The sequence below is a fragment of the Ahrensia kielensis DSM 5890 genome, from assembly GCF_000374465.1.
Taxonomy (GTDB): domain Bacteria; phylum Pseudomonadota; class Alphaproteobacteria; order Rhizobiales; family Rhizobiaceae; genus Ahrensia; species Ahrensia kielensis.
On sequence record NZ_KB894528.1, the window covers coordinates 1067272 to 1086731 of the forward strand.

The window sequence follows — 19460 nt, forward strand, 5'->3', positions numbered from 1 at the left end:
ACTCTATGCGCACGCTTTATCAGAGCACCCAGCAGACCTCAACAAAATGAAACAGAGCTCATGACACGGTGTGGCAGGAGCTTATATTTCAAAAATCGATAACCAGTCCGTCTTGGCCAATGTGTAGATCACCGCCATAACCAGATGACCGCACAGCCTCTATCCATGTTTCATCCGTGATCAGAGCATCATCGACAGGCACAAGATGATTAAGTGCAAGCACTTGCACCTGACAATCTTTCGCAAGCTTGCCCACATCGGATGCATCCGTGTGGCTGGCAAACAAGTGCTCTTTTAGGCGCGCACCATTGCCGACCCGCGCTGCAAGGCGCTCAACACCTTCGCTCATCATCGCTTCATGAACCAGCACATCAGCGCCATCAACAAAGGCATTAAATGCTTGAAATGGCGCCGTATCTCCTGACAAAACAATAGACTTACTGCCATCTGAAAACCGCAAAGCGTAGCTCTCTTCAATCGGCGGATGACAGTTTAAAATGCTACGCATAGACAGATCACCAAGCACAATCTCGCCTTCAGCAAGCTCATGGATCGTGACCAAGGACGCCAAATCGACACGGCCCTCATCCTCAATGCGCAGATTAATATCAAAGGCCATCGACGTTAAAAACGCCTGCCAATAAGTATCAATGCCCTTTGGGCCCCAAATGGCTACAGGTGTCTGCAATCCTGCAGTCCAAGCCGTGTGAAGCAAAGGGCCAAGCTCAAGATAATGATCTGAGTGCAAATGCGTAATTACAATTGTGCTAAGCGATTTCAGCGAGTGGCCTGCGTTAACAACGCCGCGTGTAACGCCGAGCCCACAATCAACAACAATCGCCTGCCCGCCCATTTCCAGCAAAGATGATGCAGGAAGGCGCAAATTTTCAGTGGGGTAAATCGCCGGACCGCCCTTTGTTCCCAAAAGTGTAACCCGCGCCATTATCGAACCGTCAAAGTGCGTGCGACCGCATCTTTCCAGCCTGCCAATTTGCGCGTGCGTTCGGCTTCTTTCATTTTTGGTTTAAAGCGTTGATCGCGTTTCCACGTTTTTGCAAAACCTTTTTGATTAGGCCAAATGCCTGCACGCGAACCGGCGAGCCAAGCAACACCGAGCGCCGTTGTTTCCAGCACCATCGGGCGATCAACAGGCGCATTCAAAAGGTCTGACAAGCGCTGCATAGTCCAATCCGACATCGCCATTCCGCCATCAACACGCAACGTTGTCTTGGCAGCTTTAGCGCCCTTCCAGTCTTTCTGCATAGCGTTCAAAAGGTCAGCCGTTTGATAACAAACAGCTTCCAACGTCGCTTTGGAAATCTCTTTGGCCGTTGTCGCACGGGTCAGGCCAAACATTGCACCGCGTGCATCAGCATCCCAATGCGGTGCGCCAAGGCCAACAAAGGCAGGTACAAGGTAAACTTCTTGTTCAGGATCAGCCTCGGCAGCCAGCTTGCCGCTGGCATTGGCCTCGTCAATAATTTGCAAACCGTCACGCAGCCACTGCACAGAGGCGCCTGCCATGAAGATCGAGCCTTCCAATGCATAGGTCGTTTTGCCATCCAAACGATAGGCGATGGTTGTCAACAAACGGTTCTTGGACGTTACTGCGTCTGTGCCTGTGTTAAGCAGTGCAAAGCAACCTGTTCCATAGGTAGATTTAAACATTCCCGGTTCAAAGCACGCTTGGCCAATGGTCGCGGCCTGTTGGTCACCAGCAACACCATAAATCGGAATATCAGCGCCTAAAATATCCGCATGCGCGGTGCCAAAATCTGCCTGGCAATCCAACACCTCAGGCAAAATAGCAGCAGGGATATTGAGAATTTCGAGCAGCTTAGTGTCCCATTTATGGGTGCGAATATTAAACATCATTGTGCGAGCAGCATTGGTTGCATCTGTCACATGGCGATCACCGCCTGTGAGCCGCCAAATCAGAAAACTATCAATTGTGCCGAATAAAACAGAACCATTTTCTGCTTTCTTGCGCAGTCCACGCACATGATCGAGCATCCAAGCCACTTTGGTGGCTGAGAAATAAGGATCAAGCAACAAGCCTGTTTTCTTTGTAAATGTTTGTTCGTGCCCTATTTTTTTCAGATCATCGCACATATCTGCGGTTCTGCGATCTTGCCAAACAATTGCTTTATGAACTGGCTTGCCGGTTTTCTTATCCCACATCGCAACGGTTTCGCGTTGGTTAGTGATACCGATTGCAGCGATGTCTGAAGCGTCAATTTTCGCGTTTTTCATCGCGGTGTGACACACCTCGACGACACCTTCCCAAATGTCTTCCAGATCGTGTTCAACCCATCCAGATTTTGGAAAATGCTGCGTGAATTCTTTTTGGCTTACACCGGCAATGCTTTGGTCTTTATTGAAAACAATCGCGCGTGACGATGTCGTACCCTGATCAATGGCTAGAATATACTCGCCCATACTTTTCTCCCAAACTTCAAACAACGCAGCAAAGTACTTCCATGCTTAACGCGCGCATACGTTTTCTAACAACATCGGCACCCTAAATTTGCACGAACAATAATGCGTACATACAAAAGGTGCACAATGCTACAAGCTCTAAACATAAATCGTTTGAAATTTTATGAGCTAATCGTCAAGACTATTGGCTTGCCTGTGGCTTTTCGTCCATCATCGCCAGCAATGTAATAACCGCAGCGCTTGGCTTGGCCAAATCATCGACCGAATACTTATCTAGAACCGCCATGAAGGCGTTCATTGCTTCACGCAAAGCAGATGTTAAACGGCAATTATCAATGAGCGGACAATCTGTATCTTCGCGTTCAAAGCATTCAGCAATTGTGAAATTTTCTTCGGTAAGACGCGCAATTTCACCCAGTTTAATTTCAGAAGCAGGTCTTGCCAACCGAATACCGCCATTTCGCCCTCTGACTGTTTCGATGATTCCCGCTGAAACAAGCGGTTGTAAAATCTTAAACAGAAATGGCTCAGACGCACCATAAACGCGGCTAATATCAGCGATACGGCTCAGCCGACCGCCACTCGATGCGCAAAACATCAATATGCGAAATGCGTAATCAGTTTGTTTTGTAAGCTTCATTAAAATGGTCTCCACAACTTAAATAGCAACCCGAAGCATAAGTTTCCAGAAAAACTTACTTCTTTCGTCAAGTTTTATTCTTGACCTTATTGACACGCAATTGGGTCGACAATAAAACATGACAAAATAAATCAAGTTAAAAGGAACAGTCATGACTTTAGCTAAAGCCGCGCTCATCGCACTCACTGCGGCAACCGCCCTTACAGGGACCGCCCAGATGGCATTCGCAGATGGCGAGTTAAATCTGTACTCGTCGCGCCATTACGACACTGACGAGAAGCTATATGGCGACTTCGAAGAGCAGACAGGCATTAAGATCAACCGTATTGAAGGCAATGCTGACGAGTTGATTGAACGCTTGAAAAGCGAAGGTGCAAATAGTCCTGCAGATGTTCTTTTGACTGTTGATGCAGGCCGTATCTGGCGCGCAGAATCAGCTGATCTTTTTGCAGCCGTTGAAAGCGAAGAGCTTGAAAAACGCATTCCAGCAGCACTTCAGCACCCTGAAAACCATTGGTTTGGCTTTTCAACACGTGCACGCATGATTTTCTATTCGAAAGATCGCGTTTCAGAACCACCACAGACTTATGCTGACTTGGCTGACCCAAAATATAAAGGTCAAATTTGCACACGTTCATCGTCTAATATCTACATGTTGTCACTTTTGGCATCGCGCATTGCCCATGATGGTGCAGAAGTAGCAACGCAGTTTGCTCAAGGTCTTAAAGACAATCTAGCGCGTGAGCCTCAAGGCGGTGACACAGATCAGCTTCGTGGTCTTGTTTCAGGTGAATGTGATATCGCTGTAGCTAACTCTTATTACTTCGCACGTGCTATGCGCACTGAAGTAAAAGACCTTTCTGCTGACATCGACCAGATCGGTTGGGTTTTCCCCGATCAAGACGGCAACGGCACACATGTGAATGTTTCTGCAGCTGGCCTTTTGAAGAATGCGCCGAACAAAGAAAATGCGGTGAAATTCTTGGAATATCTCGCATCTGATTCAGCACAGCATTATTTCGCTGCAGGCAATGATGAATTTCCAGTTGTCGATGGCGTTGAAAAATCAGCCTCTGTTATAAAACTAGGTGAGTTCAAAGCCGATGAGTTGAACCTGTCTGAGCTCGGCACGAACCAAGCCAAAGCACAAGAAATCTACAACACTGTCGGTTACAAATAAGCACGCCAAATTCGAAGGTGGCACCCTTCAATTAAGCTAGCTTTAGCCCGCGGCCTCGGTCGCGGGCTTTTTGTTTGCCTTGCCCACAATCGGCAGTGAAATTTCACTGTGGTGGCGTGGCCGAGAACCCGCAATTGTGAAACATAAAATGATAACGGGCAGCAGCCCAAACGCGACAATGATCAGCGATGGGACAGCGGCTTGCGCAAGACGCTCATCAGAAGCAAGTCGGTAGGCCTGCACAGCCAGTGTGTCAAAATTGAAAGGCCGCAAAATAAGCGTTGCGGGCAATTCCTTCATTGTATCAACAAAGACGATCAACAAACCGGTCAGAAGGCTGGCACGCATAAGCGGCAGATGCACCTTCAAGAACATGCGCATACTATTTGCGCCTAGTGAGCGCGCTACCGCATCAACATTCGGTTTAATCGCGCTCATGCCCGTATCAAAAGCAGAAAGCGCCGCCGCCATAAACCGCACGGCATAGGCGAAAATCAAAATGATGATTGAACCTGAGAGCAACAAGCCGCTGGAAATATCAAATTTCTCCCGCAAGAATGCATCAAGCGCATTGTCGAAAGCAGCCATCGGCACGAGCAAGCCAACCGCAATCACGCCGCCTGGAATGGCATAGCCAAGCCCTGCCAGCATTTTGGACCGCTCGGCCCAGCGGCTTGGATAAAGCCGCGACCAATAACCAACCAAAACAGCACCAATGACTGTAAACACCGCTGCAATTGACGATACGGTGAGCGAATTGGCAATGAAATGCACATAGCGCGATGTGAATGGGTTTTGGCCTGACTCAATCGCCATTTGTGTCAAAACGATCAACGGAATGAGAAAACCAAAAAGAATCGGTGCCACACAGATGACAAAAGCAAAGAAAGACTGCCAGCCCTTCAAGTGATGCGGCGCCATGGCCTCAACACGTTTGCCTGCCTCATGATGTTTTGCAGCACCGCGTTGCGCTTTCTCCAGAAAGACCAAAAATAGAGCAACAATCAAAAGACAAAATGCCAGCTGAGCAGCAGCAGACCGATCACCAATCGAAAACCATGCTTGATAGATACCTGTCGCAAATGTTTGCACACCGAAATGCGCAACAGTGCCAAAATCAGCGACAGTTTCCATCAAAACCAGAATAACGCCGCCAGCGATGGCTGGGCGCGCAACAGGCAAACTAACACGTAAAAACGCAGACCATGGTCTATGGCCAAGTGTTCGCGCGGCAAGATATGCCGTCGGCGATTGACGCAAAAATGCAGCGCGTGCGAGCAAATACACGTAAGGATACAGCACAAACATCAACATAAGCGCTGCACCGCCCAAAGAGCGTACTTCAGGAAACCAATAATCGCGCGGCCCCCATCCGGTAATATCACGCAGCAAGGACTGTACGGCACCGGGATGGTCCAATAAATCCGTATAGGCGTAAGCCAAAACATAAGCGGGAAACGCAAGCGGCAAAGCCAATAAAAACTCAAACAGTCTGCGGCCGGGGAATTGGCAGGTTGTAACAAGCCACGCCGTTGACGTGCCGATAACCGCAGAACCAAGGCCGACGAAAAAGATAAGCTGAACCGTTGCCCAAATAAAGCGCGGCATGACGGTGGTTGCCAGCCCAGCCCATGTATCAAATGTACCCGTTAACGCTGAAATGGCGACAGCTACAATCGGTACTAAGCAAAGTCCGGCAAACAGGCCGACAGCGGCTTTAAATGAAAAACGACCCAACTGAGTACCAACTTAAATTGAAGAACTATAATTTCTCGCTGGAAAGTGGAGTAAATGAAACATATTTTATGGTCAACCGATCAACACCAGCGATGAAGTCGCACCAAGTTGAATAAACCAAGCCAGAATTGACTTCACTTCTTAGCTCACCTTAGAAAACCTATATATTGTATGCTGAGTAAGCACCTCATTAGGCATCAACACAGATGTGGGAAAAGCAGCATTATTTATAGCGTCTGGCCAAATTTGTGTTTCAAGGCATATACCTGAGCCCAGCTTATAAGCACGGCCGTCCAAACCAGCATCTAAAACAGCTAAGCCCCCACTTGCATAAAAATGAACACCCGGCTCTGTTGTTAAAACATCCATTTCCACGCCGGAAGAAGGCGCAGACACGCGCGCAACTTCAGTCAGCGGGCGGCGCGTGTCGGCAAGACAATAATTATGATCATAATTTTTAAAGTCGCCAATCGGACGCAACACACGAAAATCATATAAAGTCTGGCTGACGTCAGCGATCTCACCTGTTGGCACGATTGTTTCGTCTGCCACAAGGTAGCGATCTGCATCCACCCTTAAACGGTGCAAACTAACATCATTACTGCCACCATCTTCCAGATTGAAATAGCTGTGATTAGTAAGATTGCAGAGCGTTGCTTTGTCGCTTTGCGCCTCAAGTTTAATACTCAGCGCATTGTCATCAGTTAAACGATAAGTGCACGTTGCAATAAGTTTTCCTGGGTAGCCCGCCTCTCCGTCTTCACTTACAAGCTGGAGTTTGACGGCACTTTCGCTGACCTCAACAATGTCCCAACATTTGCTATAAAAACCATTAGGACCGCCATGCAAATGATGTACGTCTCCTTCAGCGCGTTCCAGTTGATACTCAGTGCCCGCAATTGTGCACGTGCCATTTGACACTCGGTTTGCGCAGCGCCCTACAATTGCACCAAAATAAGCACGGTTATTTTCATAAGCCTCAAGCCTATCAAAACCAAGAACGAGCGGTGAATTGTGCCCTTGGAGCCGCAAATCCTGAACCACTGCGCCATAAGTGATTATTGACGCGGTAAGAGCGCCATTATGCAATGCGATTTTTTTGACAGGAGAACCACTCTTTGTCATTCCCCAGTCTTCTATATTTGTTGTCTCAACCATTACATTCCCAAACCGCCAACAGCGACATATTTAACATCAAGATAATCATCAATGCCCTGATGGCCGCCCTCTTTACCAAGGCCAGATTGTTTTAACCCACCAAATGGTGCTTCTGGCGTAGCAATTACACCTTCATTGATGCCAACGAGGCCGTATTTGAGTTCTTCCATCATGCGCCATGCACGCCCAAGATTTTGCGTATAAACAAAGCTCGCAAGACCGAAAATAGTATCATTGGCCATTGCAACCGCTTCTTCTTCTTTCTCAAATTTGAATACGGGCGCTACAGGGCCAAAAATCTCTTCTTTTGAAAACCGCATATTTTGCGTTGCATTGGCAATCACGGTCGGCTGGAAGAATGTTTGGCCAAGTTCATGACGTTTACCGCCAACGGTGATGTCACCACCCTTTTCAACGGCATCTCCAACCAGCTCTTCAACTTTAGCAAGTGCTGCATCATTGATGAGTGGTCCTTGAACCACACCATCCTCATTGCCTTCGCCAACTTTCATCGCACCAGCTGCCTCAGTCAACTTCTTGACGAAGCTGTCATATATGCCTGCCTGAACGTAAAAACGGTTGGTACAAACACATGTTTGCCCTGCATTTCTGAATTTTGCAGCAATCGCACCTGTGATCGCGGCATCAATGTCCGCATCATCAAACACGATAAAGGGCGCATTACCGCCAAGCTCCATCGACACTTTTTTGACCGTATCTGCAGATTGAGAAAGCAATATTTTGCCAACGCGAGTCGAGCCCGTAAAGCTGATCTTACGCACGGCTTCGCTTGCACATAGTGCCTTGCCGATAGCGGCAGCATCGCCAGTCAGAATATTGACAACACCAGCAGGAACACCCGCCTGCTCTGCAATCAGCCCCCAAGCGATACCAGAATAGGGGGTAAATTCTGATGGTTTAATGATGATCGTGCAGCCAGCGGCCAATGCCGGTCCAAGCTTGCGCGGAATCATCGACGATGGAAAATTCCAAGGCGTAATCGCGGCAACAACCCCCACAGGCTCCTTCATCACCATTAAACGGCGCGAAGCAATCGGGCTGGGCACAAGATCTCCATAAACACGGCGACCTTCTTCTGCAAACCAACGCAAATAAGCAGCAGAACCACCAACTTCAGCCCGTGCTTCTGCAATTGGCTTACCCTGCTCCATCGTCAATAATTGTGCCAATGCTTCTTGGTTTTCCAAAACCAGATCATGCATTTTCAGCAAAATATTGGCACGTTCTAGCGCAGTGGTTTTACGCCAAGTCTTAAAGGCTTCGGCGGCCGCATCAATCGCGCGCTCAGTCTCTGCCGTCGAACAATTCGGCACAGTTCCAATGGTCGCACCAGTTGCTGGATTATTCACAGCAATGGTTTGCCCACTATCAGCAGCAAGCCAAGCGCCATCGATGTAATTTTCTTCGCGAAGGAACTGATTACCGGTAGACATAGCATTTTCTCCCGCCAGATAAGGCATTTTTGCAGATTATTTTAATTGCATCCTTGTAAGGCAATCATTAGATGCGTCAATGAACTTTGGATTGATCGACCAGAAAGTCGTCTTGAGTCTTTTACTTGCGCGCGAAACCGTTTAGATACGCGGCAACCAAAACAATAAGTAGGCGCGCGGGAATTATTCGCGGTGCATATGAAATCAGAAGGATAACACCGTGGCAGACACGTTTAACAAAGTGGCAGACATTATTGCGGATACAAGTGAAATTGACCGCGAGACAATTACAGAAGAAAGCCACACGATTGATGATCTTGGCATTGATAGCCTTGATTTCCTTGATATCGTTTTTGCTATCGACAAAGAATTTGGCATTAAAATCCCGCTTGAAAAGTGGACGCAGGATGTCAACGACGGCAAAGTTCCAACCGAAGAATATTTCGTGTTGAAGAATCTTTGCGGTAAAATTGACGAACTCGTCGCGGCAAAATCTGCTTAATTGACAAAATTTATTTACTTGAAATGAAAATTCGATAGTCGGAGGGTCAACCATGAACGAACAGAACATGGACGGTCGTGACGTTGTAATTACCGGTATCGGAATGGTTTCGGCACTGGGTGTAGGCGCTCAGCAAAACTGGGACAATTTTTCATCGGGCGCTGCGCCTGTATTTGATAGTGAAAAATTTTCGCCCTACACCGTGCATCCTCTGCCCGAAATCGATTGGGCAGAGCAAATCTCTAGGCGCGATCAACGCCAGATGGAGGCGTGGCAACGTATCGGCACCTACACTGCCGGTTTGGCGCTTGATGATGCTGGCCTAAAGGACAGCCTCGAATTTACGTCGACTATGGATATGATCGTTGCGGCCGCAGGCGGTGAGCGCGACGTTGATGTCGACACAATGATCCTTGCAGAAGCAAGCAAAGGTGAAACGGACACGTCGATCATCGTCAATGAAAAATTGACGACAGAGCTACGTCCAACATTGTTTCTAGCCCAGCTTTCCAATCTGTTAGCTGGCAACATTTCTATTGTGCATAAAGTAACAGGCTCCTCACGCACTTTCATGGGCGAGGAGGGCGCGGGCATTTCTGCCGTGCGCACTGCTGCGGCCCGTATTCGCTCAGGTCAGAGCACACACGCGCTTGTTGGCGCTTCGTTCAACGCTGAACATCCAGATATGTTGCTTGGATATGAAATCGAGCATCATTTAAAGCGCGATGGCTGGACGTCTGTTTGGCAACGTGAAGACAGTGATGGCGGCGGCCTTATAACCGGTTCAGGCGGCACTTTTCTCGTTTTGGAATCACGTAGCCATGCCGAAGCGCGCGGCGCTCGTATTTATGCGACACTTGAAAGCGTTGAGGCCGATCAAGGTAAATCGGATCAAACTGCAACCGCTGAACGCTTAAGCGGAATTAGCAGTGCGACAAAACTAGCAAATGCAAGCTACATCATTTCAGCAGCATCTGGCGCAAAGCAACGCACTGAAATTGAAAAAGAATTTCTAAATTCATCACTTAAAGCCGTGCCAGTACGCGGCGTTGCTTCAGCCGTTGGTCATATGCGCGAAGTGCAATTTCCCTTCGCCATCGCATTGGCCGCTTTGAGCCTGCATCACGAAAAACCAATTGAACAAATGGATAGCCGCTTTGAGGTTGCCATCAGTCAAAAGCCAGAGCGTGTTGGCGTTCTAAGTCTTGGATATGAAGACGCAGAAGGCGCAGCTTTTCTAACACCTGCGAACGGAGGCAAAGCATAATGTCAAAGTTCACCGATAAAAATGGTCGCCCAATCATTGCTATAACTGGCGTTGGCGTTGTTTCCTCACTTGGACGCGGTAAAAAAGATAACTGGGACAAGCTTACAAGCGGCGTTTCAGGCATCCACAAAATTACCCGCTTCCCGCAAGATCACTTGCGAACAACTATCGCTGGTACTGTCGATTTTATGACAGCACCCGAAGAAGGCTCTGCCGCCCTCACCTATACATTGGCGGAAGCTGCAGCCATTGAAGCCATAGACGAAGCGGGCATTTCGACAAGCGATTTTGGCGGCCAACTTTTCCTTGCCGCACCGCCCGTTGAACTTGAATGGCAACATCGCTTTCAATTAAACGCTGAAGGCGCTGAGCTTACACCGAGTGTTCAAAGCTATGATCGCCTGCTTCTCGCAGCAAAATCAAGTAAGCATCCTTCGTTCTCAGCATCGGTTAAATTTGCGGCAACAGCGCGCCGCCTGCAAGATCGTATTGGTTCACGCGGCCTTCCTGTCACATTGTCAACAGCATGCGCTTCGGGCGCGACGGCTATTCAAACAGGCGTTGAAGCCCTTCGCCGCGGCGAGACTGATCGCGCCATTGCCATTGGCACTGATGGTTCTGTGACAGCCGAAGCACTTATTCGTTTCTCGCTGCTTTCAGCGCTTTCAACGCAAAATGACGAGCCAGAAAAAGCCTCCAAGCCCTTCTCGAAAGACCGCGATGGTTTCATCATGGCAGAAGGTGCAGGCGCACTGGTTCTTGAAACACTAGAAGCTGCCACAGCACGCGGCGCAAAAATTCTGGGCATTATGGAAGGTTGCGGCGAATGCGCCGACGATTTCCACCGCACGCGCTCAAAACCAGATGGATCACCAGCCATTGCTGCCGTTCTTGCCGCCCTTGACGATGCAGGCGTAACGCCAGACGAAATTGACTATATCAATGCGCATGGCACATCCACGCCCGAAAATGACAAGATGGAGTGCATGTCACTCACATCCATTTTTGGCCATAGACTTGGCGGGACACCAATATCCTCCAATAAATCGATGATTGGCCATACATTGACAGCCGCAGGCGCAATTGAAGCCGTATTTTCACTGCTCACAATTCGCAACGGCGTTCTTCCGCCAACCATAAACTATCTCAATCCAGATCCGGCTCTTGAGGTGGATGCGGTGCCAAATGAGAAGCGCGATGCTGATGTGAAACGCGTATTGTCCAACTCATTTGGGTTTGGTGGACAAAATGCCTGCCTTGTCATCGGGCGCGAACCCGCTTAGAGCCTTTCGTCAAACAGTTAAACAATAATAGGTGGCTAATGCGCGCGCTACAGCTTGTCGAAGACCGTAAACTTGAACTTGTTGAAGTACCGGAACCGGATGCACCGGGTCTGGGAGAAGTTCAACTACGTATTAAAGCGGTAGCACTAAACCATATTGATGTGTGGGGATGGCGCGGCATGGCTTTTGCAAAACGCAAATTGCCCCTCACCGTTGGCGCAGAAGCCTCTGCCATTGTTGAATCTGTTGGCCCAGGCGTCTCTAACTTTTTGCCAGGCCAGCTTGTCTCCATCTTTGGTGCACGCACCTGCGGCCTTTGCCGCGCATGTAAAGAAGGCCGCGACAATCACTGCGAACATGTTGGCGGCGTGCATGGCTTCCACTTAGATGGCTTTGCGCAGGAATTGGTCAATATGCCAGCGCGCAATCTTGTCGCTGCCCCTCCCGGCGTTGATGAAATTGGCGCAGCTGTCTCACCCATTACTTTTGGCACCGTCGAGCACATGCTTTTTGACAATGCTAAACTTGAACCGGGTGAAACAGTTCTTGTCCATGCTGGCGGCTCTGGCATTGGCTCAGCAGCAATTCAGCTTGCCAAAAAGATGGGTTGCACAGTCATCACAACCGTTGGCTCTGACGCGAAAATAGAACCAGCAAAAACCCTCGGCGCTGATCACGTTATCAATTACCGCGAAGACCGGTTTGAAGGCGTTGTACGCAAGCTGACGAAGAAAAAAGGCGTCGATGTCGTGTTCGAACATGTGGGCGCAGACACTTGGGCAGGCTCAATGCTTTGCATGAAGCGCGGCGGCAGACTTGTCACTTGCGGCTCAACATCAGGCGTCTCCACATCCATGAACCTTATGATGCTTTTCCAGCAGCAATTGCGCCTTATCGGGTCTTTCGGCTGTAATATGCGCAATATGGAAGATGCTATGCAGAAAATGGCACGCGGTATCGTGCATCCTGTTATCGACACTGAAGTTGATTTTGCAGGCATTGGCAAAGCACTTGAGCGTATGGAAACACGCGATGTGTTTGGCAAAATTATTCTACGCGTTTCCTGATAAGTACTCATGAGCTGGAAAATCCAGATATTCAAAGCCAAAACAAAGCTAAAGCATGTGCGCTATTGGCTTGAGGCAAAAGTGTCTTTTGCAATGCTTGGCGCGCTGCGTTTATTGCCAATGAAATCGGCAATGACACTCAACGCAAAGCTATTGCAGTTCATCGGGCCTTTCCTGCCACGTCATAAAATGGTGATCGAAAATCTCACTCAAGCCTTTCCTGAAAAGGACAATGCAGAAATAAAAAAAATCGCACGCGGTATGTGGCGCAATATTGGACGCCTAATTTCCGAATATATCTATCTAGATCAGCTTTTTGATTATGACCCTGACTCAGATAAAGTCGGTCTTGTCGAAGTTGAGGGCGAAGATATTTTTCGCCGCCTTCATGCCGAAGGCAAGCCGTGCATCTTCTTTACCGGTCATGTCGGCAATTTCGAACTTCTTCCAATTTGTGCCGCAACCTATGGTCTTGAAGTAACAGCCCTGTTTAGACCGCCGAACAATCCATATATTGCAGAACGTTTGCTCGCATCACGCACCACTGAAATGGGGCACCTTGTGCCATCAAAGGCCGGTGCTGCTTGGGGACTTGCGCGTGCGCTCGATAACGGCCAATCGGTTGGCGTTTTGGTTGATCAAAAATTCGCGCGCGGCATTGTCAGTGAGTTTTTCGGCCGCCCAGTGCGCACGAACCCATTGCTACCAAAACTTGCGCGCCAGTTTAATGTGCCCGTATACCCTGCCCGCTGCATCCGGCTTCCCGGTGGCCGCTTCCGCTTGATCTTAGAAGAAGAACTGGTTTTGCCACGCGACGACAATAATGAAGTTGATGTTGCTCAATCAGCCCAAATGCTCAACGACGTTGTTGAGCGCTGGGTCCGCGAAACGCCGGAACAATGGATGTGGTTGCACCGGCGCTGGATTAGCAATTCTGAAAATCCAAGCAAATAATATAGGGCGAGCGGTCACTCAACATCAGACCGCCACAACCAATATTAATGCTTGATAACAACGCGCATATTACGAGCGCCAACTTGACGTGTCAGATCATAAAGCCGTTTTGCATTGGCGGTTTTTAGGCGAACACAGCCATGCGATGCCACGCGGCCCAATCGGCTCACATAATTCGTGCCGTGAATTGCATACCCGCCGCGAAAAAAGATTGAATATGGCATCGGCGAGTTGTCATATTTTCGCGAGTACCACATTTTATGCATGCGCTTCGGACTATAAGTACCGTGCGGCGTTCTATAACCTTTCCTGCCCGTGGAGACCTTCCAGCGGTGCATGGTTTTGCCATTCTTTTTCACCGTCATCGTCTGACTTGAAATATCTACATAGGCAACCAACTTCGCAGCCAAGGATGTGCTGACACCCGATAAAACGATTGCAATCGACAATGTAATTGCGCCTAATAACTTCCCCATTTAACTCTCCTAAACGAACTTAACCTTCCCCAAAATTACGTTACGTCAGATTTTTAAAAAGGTCAAAAAAAGCTAATTAAATCGTTAACGCCATCTTTTCTTTCGCTTTTTTACTTGCACAATATTAAACATTAGGCAGTATATATTTATGTTACAGCATCTTTCAAAATATATAAATGATTCACGCGATGACTTAGTCGCCCTAACTCAAGACTTGGTTCGTTTTCCGACGATCAATCCTCCCGGTGATGCTTATCGGCCGTGTGTCGAATATATTGCAAAGCGGATGAAACGATCCGGTTTTCATTGTGAGTTTTTCACAGCCGTCGATTATCCAGGCCATACCGATACATATCCCCGCATCAATGTGGTGTGTAGACGCGAAGGCAAACGTCCGGGAAAAACCGTTCACTTCAACTCCCATATCGATGTTGTTCCGCCAGGATTTGGCTGGACTTTTGATCCTTTCGGCGCAGCCGTTCATGATGGGAAAATCATTGGGCGCGGCACTTGTGATATGAAGGGGGGCTTGGCGACCTCTATTATCGCTGCCGAAGCCTATATATGGTGCTTTCCTGATTTTTCAGGTGCAATCGAAATTTCTGGCACGGTAGATGAAGAATCCGGCGGCTTTGGCGGTGTCGCCTATCTGGCTGAAAAAGGCATGTTTTCAAAGCCGCGCGTTGATCACGTCATCATTCCTGAACCACTCAACAAAGACCGTATTTGCCTTGGACACCGCGGTGTATGGTGGGCAGAAATTGAGACGCACGGTCATATCGCACACGGGTCAATGCCGTTTCTGGGCGATTGCGCCGTGCGCCATATGGGCGCTGTAATGGAGCGTTTTGAGCAAGATCTCTTTCCAGCACTTGCACAAAAACAAACTGAAATGCCTGTGGTCCCTGAAGGTGCTCGTAAATCGACAATGAATATCAATGGTATTCAGGGCGGGCAGACGGATGGCTTTACTGGCTTACCCTCACCCAATGTTCCCGACAGCTGTAAGATGACCATCGACCGCCGTTATCTATTGGAAGAAAACGTCGAAGACGTTCGCAATGAAGTTGTCAGCATACTTGATCAGCTAAAATTGAGCCGCCCTAAATTCGATTATTCATTGCGCGAACTCTGGTCTGTTGAACCAACAATGACAGACCGTGATGCGCCTGTTGTACGGGCTGTTGCAGACGCAATCCGCGATGAGTTTGGCAAAGAACCAGACTATGTCATCTCACCGGGCACATATGATCAAAAACACATTGCTCGCATTGGTCACTTGCATGACTGCATTGCTTATGGGCCAGGTGTGATTGATCTAGCGCACCAGCCAGACGAATGGATTGGCATCGAGGACATGGTGCAATCCGCTAAAGTTATGGCGAATGCAGTCCACGTGCTTTTATCACATAAACTTTAAAGAGTGCGGGATAGGAGCGCGTAGATAATCAATCCCGCAACAGCAAAACCGGCATGAAATGTACAAAGCGTTATAAAAGGAAGATCTTTTGGGCCAAAATATATTTTCGAAGCAATTGTAGGCGCTAAAACCAACCATAAGAATGCAATGATCCATCCGGCAGGCAAGCCTATTAACAATGGTACAGGAACCATAAATATGATCGACCAAACATGTTTTGCCCAGTTTCCTGCAACCGCTTTAACCGGAACACCTTTAAGCGCATTAGCAACAAATGCGGTCGCTACGCAGCCGATAATGCCGCCAAGAATAATTGCCAGCCACACGGATGATATTGAATAAATTGAAAACATAATCCCCTCCTAGGTTTCTTAATCAGACTATATATAACAAAATAATCCATGATTAGTTGCATAAAGACGGGGCTTATTGGTTAAAATAAAAGACAAGCCTTTTCAAAGCTGGGCCTTCCTGCTTAGACTTTTTTTAATTAACGGGGGAATTTCAATGACTTTACGTCCTATCTTACTCGGTGGATTAGCCGCCATCCTATTCTCATCTTCTGCACTTGCAGCCCGCATGGATTTGACCATTGGCATGGTGCTAGAGCCGCCAGGTCTTGATCCAACAGCAGAAGCCGCTGCAGCCATTGACGAAGTTGTCTATGCCAATGTTTTTGAAGGCCTGACCCGTATTGGTCCTGATGGTGCAATAACGGCAGGGCTCGCTAAAAAGTGGACAATTTCTGAAGATGGTTTGTCCTATGCATTTGAATTGCGTGAAGGTGCAACGTTCCACGACGGCACGACACTTGATGCCTCTGATGTGGTGTTCTCGCTTGATCGTGCACGCGCTGAAGATTCAACAAACGCTCAAAAGGCACTTTTTTCAGCAATCGAAAAAGTTGAAGCGACGGGCGAGACAACAGTTGTTGTAACATTATCAGAACCTTCTGGCGCATTTCTTTATAATATGGGCTGGGGCGACGCTGTAATTGTTGCGCCTGAAAGCGCAGATACCAATAAAGAAAACCCTGTAGGTACTGGCCCGTTTAAACTAGATAACTGGCAGCGCGGCTCAGCAATTACTCTTTCGCGTAACGAAAATTATTGGGGCGAGCAGGCAAAACTCGACAAAGTAACTTTCCGTTTTATTCCTGATCCTGCTGCTGCCACTGCAGCGCTTTTGGCCGGCGATGTTCAAGCATTTCCAAATTTGCCTGCGCCAGAAGCTATCGCGCAGTTTGAGGCAGATCCGCGCTTTATCGTTGCCATAGGCTCGACCGAAGGTGAAACGATCCTTTCGACCAACAATAAAAAACCACCATTTGATAATATAATGGTGCGCCGCGCGATGGCACATGCAATCGACCGCCAAGCGATTATTGATGGTGCAATGTTTGGTCTGGGCACGCCGATTGGCACGCATTTTGCGCCGCACAACCCTGCTTATGTAGAGTTGTCAGAGACCTATGAATATAATCCAGAAAAAGCAAAAGCGATGCTTGCCGAGGCTGGATTTGCAGACGGTATAAAAGCAACGCTAAAATTGCCACCACCATCTTATGCACGTCGCGGCGGCGAAATCATTGCCTCTCAATTACGTGAAGTTGGCATTGATTTGGAAATCATTCCGCTGGAATGGGGTCAGTGGCTGGAGCAGGTTTTCAAAGGCAAGGACTACGATCTGACTATCGTGTCACATACCGAACCCAATGACATCGATATCTATGCCCGCGATGACTATTATTTCCAATATGAAAACCCTGATTTCAAAGCACTCATTGCTAAGCTGAACGTCACAGCTGAAGAAGAAGCACGTTTTGATTTATACCGTCAGGCTCAGCAGATCATCACCGATGATGCTGTAAATGTTTATCTTTTCCAATTGGCTAAGAATGGCGTTTGGGACGCTAAATTGAACGGCCTATGGGAAAACTCACCGGTTCAAGCAAATGACGTGACAGGCGTTAGCTGGTCCGAATGATGTCCACTCACTGGGAGGGTGCAGCAATGTATCCTCCCAATCATCGTGTGTTCCTTTCTGCATTGGATTGACCATGGCCTATTACATCGTGCGAAGATTGCTAATCGTCTTGCTCACACTTTGGGTGGCGAGTGTAATCATCTTTGCAATGCTGCAAGTTATTCCCGGTGATCCGGCACAATTAATGCTCGGCATTAATGCAACAGACGATTCAATAGCGGCGCTTCGCAGTCAGCTCGGTCTCGATGTTCCGCTTCTTCAACGGTACTTAAATTGGATGAGCGGTATGATGGTTGGTGATTTCGGCTACTCATATACTTATGGCGCTGCAGTCGGCAGCCTCATCGCTGAGCGTGTTGTTGTATCCCTTCCATTGGCTCTCATAGCGTTGACACTTTCGACTGTGATCGCAATTCCGGTTGGCATTTTCACTGCGTCACGGCGCGGCACCGCAACAGATACAACCGCGATGGCAATCACCCAAGTGGGCATTGCTATTCCCAATTTTTGGTTCGCGATTTTGCTGGTTTATATTTTTGCGATTTCATTCCGGCTTGTGCCCGCTGGTGGCTTTCCAGGATGGGACACAGGGCTTTGGCCAGCACTAAAATCATTGCTACTGCCCGCAATAGCCCTCGCCTTGCCGCAGGCGGCTATTCTATCAAGGGTAACGCGCTCTGCACTGCTAGACACAATGGCAGAGGATTACATTAGGACAGCGCGTGCAAAAGGGCTGACAGCACAACACGTGCTATGGCACCATGCACTACGCAATGCACTTATTCCTGTTTTGACCATTTTGGGGTTACAATTTGCGTTCCTCCTCGCCGGAACGATCATTATTGAAAATGTATTCTATCTACCTGGATTGGGACGTCTTGTGTTTCAATCAATTCAGCGCCTTGATTTGATGGTGGTGCAGTCCGTTGTTGTTCTGCTTGTTGCCTCCGTCATTCTCATCAATTTTCTTGTCGATCTTGCCTATGCTTGGGCAGATCCGCGCCTAAGACGGGAGGGATGATCGATGAATGATCAAGTACACAACGCTGAAGCTGAAGGCTGGCGCACATTTTGAAAAACGCCCTGCGCAATAAAAACTTTTTGGTCGGCATTTTCTTGACCGGATTTATTCTCGCAATCGCGCTAATATCCTTTGTCTGGACGCCGTTTGACACAACTAAGCTCATCATAGCTGACCGCCTTAAAGCGCCGAACCTCACTTACCTTCTCGGCACAGATCATTTTGGACGCGATATATTTTCTATGGTTATGGTGGGTGCGCGTAACTCCATTGCTGTTGCCTTTTTTGCTGTCGGCATTGGCATATTAATCGGCGTTCCGTTGGGATGCTGGGCAGCTGCCAAGCGCGGTTTTGTTGATGAATTACTGATGCGCTCATCAGATATTATCTTTGCTTTTCCTGCGCTGTTGTCAGCCGTTATGATTACTGCGATTTTTGGCCCCAGTGCCACCAATGCCATCATCGCAATCGGTATATTTAATATTCCCGTCTTTGCCCGCGTAGCACGCGGTGCAGCGCTCTCCATCTGGTCACGTGAATATATTTTAGCAGCGCGCGCTTCTGGCAAAGGCGCTGTACGCATTACCCGCGAACATATCCTGCCAAACATTACAAATATTTTGGTTGTTCAGGGCACCATCCAATTCTCGCTTGGCATCTTGGCAGAAGCTGGCCTGTCTTATGTCGGATTGGGCACACAACCACCGGATGTGTCTTGGGGGCGTATGCTCAATGAAGCGCAAACGATGATGTCAATTGCCCCTCATATGGCGATTATTCCCGGCGTGGCTATCATTGTGACAGTCCTTGGATTGAACCTGCTTGGGGATGGTCTTCGCGACCTGCTTGATCCAAGATTACAGCGGGAGCGCTAAC

18 protein-coding genes are annotated in these 19460 nt (G+C 48.4%); 10 read left to right on the top strand and 8 right to left on the bottom strand.

From position 1 onward, the window contains the following. Window positions 1–88 precede the first annotated feature (88 nt). The 3 genes from C504_RS0105390 to rirA form a co-directional block, all read right to left on the bottom strand. Window positions 89–943 carry an MBL fold metallo-hydrolase gene (locus C504_RS0105390; RefSeq protein ID WP_018688289.1) on the bottom strand — a complete coding sequence of 285 codons (855 nt, stop codon included), beginning with the start codon at window positions 941–943 and terminating at the stop codon, window positions 89–91. Beyond that, window positions 943–2439 carry a glycerol kinase GlpK gene (gene glpK, locus C504_RS0105395; protein ID WP_018688290.1) on the bottom strand — a complete coding sequence of 499 codons (1497 nt, stop codon included), beginning with the start codon at window positions 2437–2439 and terminating at the stop codon, window positions 943–945. Before glpK ends, C504_RS0105390 begins: the two co-directional genes overlap by 1 nt. 181 nt (window positions 2440–2620) lie before the next feature. Next, window positions 2621–3079: an iron-responsive transcriptional regulator RirA gene (gene rirA / locus C504_RS0105400; protein WP_018688291.1), complete on the bottom strand. Its 459-nt coding sequence runs from the start codon at window positions 3077–3079 to the stop codon at window positions 2621–2623. 151 nt (window positions 3080–3230) lie between these two features. Between rirA and C504_RS0105405 the strand changes: the two genes are divergently transcribed. Next, window positions 3231–4259: a Fe(3+) ABC transporter substrate-binding protein gene (locus C504_RS0105405; RefSeq protein WP_018688292.1), complete on the top strand. Its 1029-nt coding sequence runs from the start codon at window positions 3231–3233 to the stop codon at window positions 4257–4259. Between the two features lie 42 nt (window positions 4260–4301). On the opposite strand, the gene C504_RS0105410 is transcribed toward C504_RS0105405, so the two are convergent. From C504_RS0105410 to C504_RS0105420, 3 genes are all read right to left on the bottom strand, one after another. Next, window positions 4302–5996, bottom strand: a complete 1695-nt coding sequence (locus C504_RS0105410; protein ID WP_018688293.1) for an ABC transporter permease — start codon at window positions 5994–5996, stop codon at window positions 4302–4304. A gap of 141 nt (window positions 5997–6137) precedes the next feature. Next, a complete protein-coding gene (locus tag C504_RS0105415) occupies window positions 6138–7154 on the bottom strand; it encodes an aldose epimerase family protein (RefSeq protein ID WP_018688294.1) in 1017 nt (338 codons plus the stop codon). After that, window positions 7154–8608, bottom strand: coding sequence for an NAD-dependent succinate-semialdehyde dehydrogenase (locus C504_RS0105420; protein ID WP_018688295.1), 1455 nt, complete (start codon window positions 8606–8608; stop codon window positions 7154–7156). The genes C504_RS0105415 and C504_RS0105420 overlap by 1 nt, the downstream gene beginning before the upstream one ends. A 220-nt stretch (window positions 8609–8828) precedes the next feature. Between C504_RS0105420 and C504_RS0105425 the strand changes: the two genes are divergently transcribed. Genes C504_RS0105425 through C504_RS0105445 form a run of 5 tightly spaced genes read left to right on the top strand, consistent with a single transcriptional unit; the run spans window position 8829 to window position 13681 of the window. Beyond that, window positions 8829–9110: an acyl carrier protein gene (locus C504_RS0105425; protein ID WP_018688296.1), complete on the top strand. Its 282-nt coding sequence runs from the start codon at window positions 8829–8831 to the stop codon at window positions 9108–9110. A 52-nt stretch (window positions 9111–9162) separates the two neighbouring features. After that, on the top strand, window positions 9163–10377 hold the full coding sequence (locus C504_RS0105430) for a beta-ketoacyl-ACP synthase (RefSeq protein ID WP_018688297.1): 1215 nt from the start codon (window positions 9163–9165) through the stop codon (window positions 10375–10377). Further along, window positions 10377–11660 carry a beta-ketoacyl-ACP synthase gene (locus tag C504_RS0105435; protein ID WP_018688298.1) on the top strand — a complete coding sequence of 428 codons (1284 nt, stop codon included), beginning with the start codon at window positions 10377–10379 and terminating at the stop codon, window positions 11658–11660. The genes C504_RS0105430 and C504_RS0105435 overlap by 1 nt, the downstream gene beginning before the upstream one ends. Window positions 11661–11698: 38 nt before the next feature. Continuing rightward, the gene (locus C504_RS0105440; protein WP_018688299.1) at window positions 11699–12727 is read left to right on the top strand and encodes a zinc-binding dehydrogenase; all 1029 of its coding nucleotides are present in this window, start codon (window positions 11699–11701) and stop codon (window positions 12725–12727) included. A gap of 9 nt (window positions 12728–12736) precedes the next feature. Beyond that, window positions 12737–13681: a lipid A biosynthesis lauroyl acyltransferase gene (locus C504_RS0105445; RefSeq protein WP_018688300.1), complete on the top strand. Its 945-nt coding sequence runs from the start codon at window positions 12737–12739 to the stop codon at window positions 13679–13681. Between the two features lie 44 nt (window positions 13682–13725). On the opposite strand, the gene C504_RS0105450 is transcribed toward C504_RS0105445, so the two are convergent. Next, entirely contained in the window at window positions 13726–14157 is a 432-nt protein-coding gene (locus tag C504_RS0105450; RefSeq protein ID WP_018688301.1) for a L,D-transpeptidase, read from the bottom strand. Between the two features lie 148 nt (window positions 14158–14305). Between C504_RS0105450 and C504_RS0105455 the strand changes: the two genes are divergently transcribed. Continuing rightward, window positions 14306–15577: an acetylornithine deacetylase/succinyl-diaminopimelate desuccinylase family protein gene (locus C504_RS0105455; RefSeq protein WP_018688302.1), complete on the top strand. Its 1272-nt coding sequence runs from the start codon at window positions 14306–14308 to the stop codon at window positions 15575–15577. Here the strand turns inward: C504_RS0105455 and C504_RS0105460 are convergent. Next, window positions 15574–15930, bottom strand: coding sequence for a hypothetical protein (locus tag C504_RS0105460; RefSeq protein WP_018688303.1), 357 nt, complete (start codon window positions 15928–15930; stop codon window positions 15574–15576). The genes C504_RS0105455 and C504_RS0105460 overlap by 4 nt on opposite strands. Before the next feature lie 154 nt (window positions 15931–16084). Between C504_RS0105460 and C504_RS0105465 the strand changes: the two genes are divergently transcribed. The 3 genes from C504_RS0105465 (at window position 16085) to C504_RS0105475 (ending at window position 19459) form a co-directional block, all read left to right on the top strand. After that, window positions 16085–17563, top strand: coding sequence for an ABC transporter substrate-binding protein (locus C504_RS0105465; protein ID WP_026317247.1), 1479 nt, complete (start codon window positions 16085–16087; stop codon window positions 17561–17563). Window positions 17564–17636: 73 nt separating this feature from the next. Continuing rightward, window positions 17637–18584, top strand: a complete 948-nt coding sequence (locus C504_RS0105470) for an ABC transporter permease (protein ID WP_018688306.1) — start codon at window positions 17637–17639, stop codon at window positions 18582–18584. Between the two features lie 50 nt (window positions 18585–18634). Next, a complete protein-coding gene (locus C504_RS0105475; protein WP_018688307.1) occupies window positions 18635–19459 on the top strand; it encodes an ABC transporter permease in 825 nt (274 codons plus the stop codon). Window position 19460 lies beyond the last annotated feature (1 nt).

Bases quoted from the DNA above. Each gene is read 5' to 3' on its own strand.
- C504_RS0105390 (WP_018688289.1), bottom strand. From the start codon at position 943: ATGGCGCGGGTTACACTTTTGGGAACAAAGGGCGGTCCGGCGATTTAC.
- glpK (WP_018688290.1), bottom strand. From the start codon at position 2,439: ATGGGCGAGTATATTCTAGCCATTGATCAGGGTACGACATCGTCACGC.
- rirA (WP_018688291.1), bottom strand. From the start codon at position 3,079: ATGAAGCTTACAAAACAAACTGATTACGCATTTCGCATATTGATGTTT.
- C504_RS0105405 (WP_018688292.1), top strand. From the start codon at position 3,231: ATGACTTTAGCTAAAGCCGCGCTCATCGCACTCACTGCGGCAACCGCC.
- C504_RS0105415 (WP_018688294.1), bottom strand. From the start codon at position 7,154: ATGGTTGAGACAACAAATATAGAAGACTGGGGAATGACAAAGAGTGGT.
- C504_RS0105420 (WP_018688295.1), bottom strand. From the start codon at position 8,608: ATGTCTACCGGTAATCAGTTCCTTCGCGAAGAAAATTACATCGATGGC.
- C504_RS0105430 (WP_018688297.1), top strand. From the start codon at position 9,163: ATGAACGAACAGAACATGGACGGTCGTGACGTTGTAATTACCGGTATC.
- C504_RS0105435 (WP_018688298.1), top strand. From the start codon at position 10,377: ATGTCAAAGTTCACCGATAAAAATGGTCGCCCAATCATTGCTATAACT.
- C504_RS0105440 (WP_018688299.1), top strand. From the start codon at position 11,699: ATGCGCGCGCTACAGCTTGTCGAAGACCGTAAACTTGAACTTGTTGAA.
- C504_RS0105445 (WP_018688300.1), top strand. From the start codon at position 12,737: ATGAGCTGGAAAATCCAGATATTCAAAGCCAAAACAAAGCTAAAGCAT.
- C504_RS0105450 (WP_018688301.1), bottom strand. From the start codon at position 14,157: ATGGGGAAGTTATTAGGCGCAATTACATTGTCGATTGCAATCGTTTTA.
- C504_RS0105455 (WP_018688302.1), top strand. From the start codon at position 14,306: ATGTTACAGCATCTTTCAAAATATATAAATGATTCACGCGATGACTTA.
- C504_RS0105460 (WP_018688303.1), bottom strand. From the start codon at position 15,930: ATGTTTTCAATTTATTCAATATCATCCGTGTGGCTGGCAATTATTCTT.
- C504_RS0105465 (WP_026317247.1), top strand. From the start codon at position 16,085: ATGACTTTACGTCCTATCTTACTCGGTGGATTAGCCGCCATCCTATTC.
- C504_RS0105470 (WP_018688306.1), top strand. From the start codon at position 17,637: ATGGCCTATTACATCGTGCGAAGATTGCTAATCGTCTTGCTCACACTT.